Below are 3,683 nucleotides of genomic sequence, written 5' to 3'. Positions count from 1 at the left end.
CCCCCCGGCCACACAGGATCATGTAAAACAGGGTCATGCAAAACAGGGTCATGCAAACACAAAGGCCGCCCTGAGGGGGGCGGCCTGTTGTCATTTGCAAGATGCGGTGGGAGGCGCGACGTCAGCCGGCGGCGCGGTTTCCGGGTCGGAAACCGATCTGCGAGGAAACCGAAAAGCGCCCGTTGGCGGCTTTCTTCAGCTTGCCCTCGCGCAGCAGCAGCCCGAAAGAGCGCAGCGAATCCTCGCGGTTGAAGGCCTCTTGCCCCTCCAGCATGCGCACCTTGTTGATCAGCTGCGGACGGGAGAAACTCTCGCGCCCCTCAACAAAGCTCATGTAGGCGGCGGCCGCTTCCAGCAGCTCTTGCAGCTCCACCGCGCCTTTTTCGTTGGCATAGCTGGCAAAGGCGCTGTCGTCGGCTTTCTGCGGCGCCTGGAGCGCATCCTTGTCCTTTTGCAGCAAGGCGCTGGAGACCCGGCGCGGGCGCACCGGGGTGGCGGGGCGGGCGGTGTCGGCGGCGGCGGGCGTCGCGGCCACGCGATCCGAATCGATGCGTTGCTCGGCCACCAGTTTCAGCGGTGCCGAACGGCTGACCTCTGTGGGGGCTTTGGCCTGCACGGCCTCTCCCTTGGGGCGGCGCGGGCGAACAACGCTGGCCAGATCCTCGCGGAAGGCGCGGGCGCGGGCTTCGCGGCGTGCCGCGTCCTCGGCGCCGCTATCGGCCTGTGCCGCAGCCACAGCGGCGCGCAGCTGATTATAGGTCTCGCGGGAGGAGGCGGCATCCGCATCGTTCAGACGATCATCCGCTGCCGCCATCAGGCGGGAAACGTCCCCCTCGGGCAGACCGTCTGAGGTCACGGCGCCAAGGATATCGCGACCCGTGCGGGGCTTTTCGGCGCCTGGCATCGGCTGCTCGGCTGCTTGCCGGGGCTGCGGTCGGTCCTGAGACGCGCTCGGCATATCCTCTGCGTCGTCCTCGGCAGCCTCGCTGGGCTCTGAGGACTGCGGCGTCGAGGAGGCCAGCAGATCCGCTTCGACGGCGGCGAGTTCCGCCAACAGGTCAGCCTCGTCTTCGGGAGAGAGGCTGGAGGCGTCCTCCGCTGCGGTCGGGCGCGCGGGGGCCGGTGCCAGTGCAGCCGTGGCGGCGGGCTCGGTCTCGGCGGACTCCGTCTCGGCGGGCTGGGAGGCGGTCACATCCTCCGCCGTGGCGTCGATCAGATGCTGTTCCACCTCCGCCCGCTTGACGCGGATCAGACGCCCGCGCACCGGGCGGCGTGGGCGGACCGGCTCGCGCGTCTCCGGCTCTGCGGTGGCGGCAGGCTCTGGCTCAACCGTGGGGGCGGCTGTCGCGATGGGCTTGGGTGTCTCGGTAACATCCGCAGCCTCTTGCGGTGCCGACGGCGCGGCCTCGGCGTCCAGATCTTGCTGACCGGCGTCGCTTTGCTCTGGCCGCACCTCAGGTTTGCCGGACAGGTTCATCCGGTCCAGCAGCGCGCTGATGGATTTTTCTTCAGCCGAGGTGGTGTCCAGCGCCTCCTCTTCGGGGGCCGCAGAGAGCGCCTCTTCCAGATCACGCGCCGCTTCGCCGGCCTGGCCCTGAAGACCCTCGGCATGTTCGTCTTCGGTGAAGTCTTCCTCTTCGACCGGGGCCCGGGCGACCACGGCGCGGATGCGCTGGAGCTTGGCCGCGATGCTGTCCGCCGCCGGAACGGTCTCTTCCTGTTGCGCGGCGGGGGCAGCGGTGGGTTTGCTCGGGGCGGGCCTGGGGTCTGCGGCGGCGGGTTTTGTCTCGGCCAGCAGCGCCGAAGCCGTCGAGCGGGACCGGTTTGCGGTGGCGGTCAGCGTGGTCTGTACGCCCCAGAGGATGGATTGATCCTCCGTGTCAGGCGCGGACTCAGCGTCGTCAGACGTGTCGGCTTGCACAGGTCGCTGCCCCGCGTTGTCGTCTTCTGCTTCTGCTTCTGCTTCTGCTTCTGCTTCTGCTTCTGCGGCGGCGGGGGTCGCAGCGGCGGCGGGTTGGGGTTCGTCCTCCGCAACGGCCTGCGACGCCATGTGTTCAGCCGTATCCGCCGCAAGGGAGGACGCATCCGTCAGGGTCTCTTCAACCGTGGTCTCTTGTGGCTCCGTGCGGGGGGAGGCGGCTTGCCGCGCGCTGTCCTGTTCGACCTCGGTGGTCTCGGGAACGGCTTTCGCGGACTCGGAGACGGCGGGCTCTGCCGCCAGCGCAGGCGCGGAGGCGCGCAGGTGGATGCCACCCTCGCTGCTGCGGGCCTCGACCTGGCGCGAGATTTCCCGCTGTGCGATCCGGGCCAGCATCTCGGCATCCGGTTGCGGCGGCTCGGCTCCGAAATAGCGGTCGTCTGCGGCGAGATCGCGAAAATACTCCGCAATCGCCTTCATCGTGTCAAAGGAGTCCTCGAACCCCTCCAGCGTGCATGAAAACGTTCCGTAGGAAACGGTTAAAACTTTATTATTTTGTACCATCGGTCAGCTCGTCCTCACCACAGTCGTGATGTCTACCCTATCGACGGAAGGGTCAAATTCCGCCCGAATCCTAGCAATTGTTCGTATAATTTTGTGTTTAGATTGTGGCTTGTTTCCAATTCTGCGAGATATCCCCGCATGACAGAGGTGATTGTTCATGAGACCGCCCCAGTGACGCTGATTGGCGGGGGCGATGTGGCGCAGGCGGATCTCGCCGAGGCGCTGGCACTGGCGCCGGTGCTGGTGGCCGCCGATGGCGGTGCCGACCAAGCGCTGCGCCTTGGCCAGAGCCCAAGCGCGGTGATTGGCGATTTCGATTCGCTCTCGGCTGCGGGCCGGATGATGTTGCCAGACAGTATACTGCATTTGGTGGCGGAACAGGAAACAACCGATTTTGACAAGGCGCTCAGGGCGATATCGGCGCCGCTGGTACTGGCGGTGGGCTTCCTGGGAGGGCGAATCGATCACCAATTGGCGGCGCTACATGTGCTGGCGCAGCCCCATGGGGCGGGGTGCATCCTGATTGGCGCGCAGGAGCTGGTGTTGCATGTCACCGCGCCCCTGGCGCTGGATCTGGCGGCGGGGGCGGTGGTCTCGCTGTTTCCGCTGGCGCCGGTCACGGGGCGGTCGGAGGGGTTGGAATGGCCCATCGACGGGCTGAGTCTCTCGCCGATGTCGCGCATTGGCACGTCGAACCGGGCGCTGGGCGGGCCCATGCGCATCGAGGTGGACGGTCCGGGCCTGCTGGCGATCTTGCCGCGCGAATGCCTCGGCGCGCTTATTCCGGCGATGCAGGCAGGCCGCTCTCGGTGAGGGCGGGATGCGCTGGCCGGGCGCGATGGGCCTGCCTTTCGCGCAGCACTGCATAGAGGCCGGCCGCCATCGTCAGGGCAATGCCGCAGCTGGCCAGGAGGTTGGGCAACTCGGAAAAGACCAGCCAGCCCACCAGAACCGCCATCGGAATTTCCAGATATTGCATCGAGGCCAGCGTGCTGGCCGGGGCGTAGCGCAGGCTCCAGGTCATCATCAGATGTGCAACCGTGCCAAGAACCCCGGCCAGAGCCAAGAGATTCAGATCCGGCCCATTGGGCAGGCTGCTGTCCAGCTCCGCCAGCCCAAAGCGCGCACTCAGCGCAAAGAGGCCCAGCATCAACAGGCTCGCAATGCCGCCGCTCACCGCCTGAACGGCAATCGGGTCGGT

General features: G+C 66.9%; 3 protein-coding genes. 1 reads left to right on the top strand and 2 read right to left on the bottom strand.

From position 1 onward, the window contains the following. Window positions 1-121: 121 nt before the first annotated feature. Window positions 122-2,482, bottom strand: coding sequence for a chemotaxis protein CheA (locus HCZ87_RS20245; protein WP_167646861.1), 2,361 nt, complete (start codon window positions 2,480-2,482; stop codon window positions 122-124). A 138-nt stretch (window positions 2,483-2,620) separates the two neighbouring features. Here HCZ87_RS20245 and HCZ87_RS20240 point away from each other — a divergent pair, with 138 nt between their 5' ends. Next, on the top strand, window positions 2,621-3,295 hold the full coding sequence (locus tag HCZ87_RS20240; RefSeq protein WP_167646859.1) for a thiamine diphosphokinase: 675 nt from the start codon (window positions 2,621-2,623) through the stop codon (window positions 3,293-3,295). Here HCZ87_RS20240 and HCZ87_RS20235 read toward each other — a convergent pair. After that, the coding region (locus HCZ87_RS20235) for a DMT family transporter (protein WP_167646857.1) at window positions 3,261-3,683 on the bottom strand (423 nt) is incomplete at its 5' end. The two genes, HCZ87_RS20240 and HCZ87_RS20235, sit on opposite strands and share 35 nt — an antisense overlap.

Origin of the sequence: Phaeobacter sp. HF9A (assembly GCF_011806385.1) — a bacterium.
In the GTDB taxonomy this organism is placed as follows: domain Bacteria; phylum Pseudomonadota; class Alphaproteobacteria; order Rhodobacterales; family Rhodobacteraceae; genus Epibacterium.
Note: the sequence above shows the minus strand (reverse complement) of the source record. Positions and strands in the feature narration are given on the sequence as shown.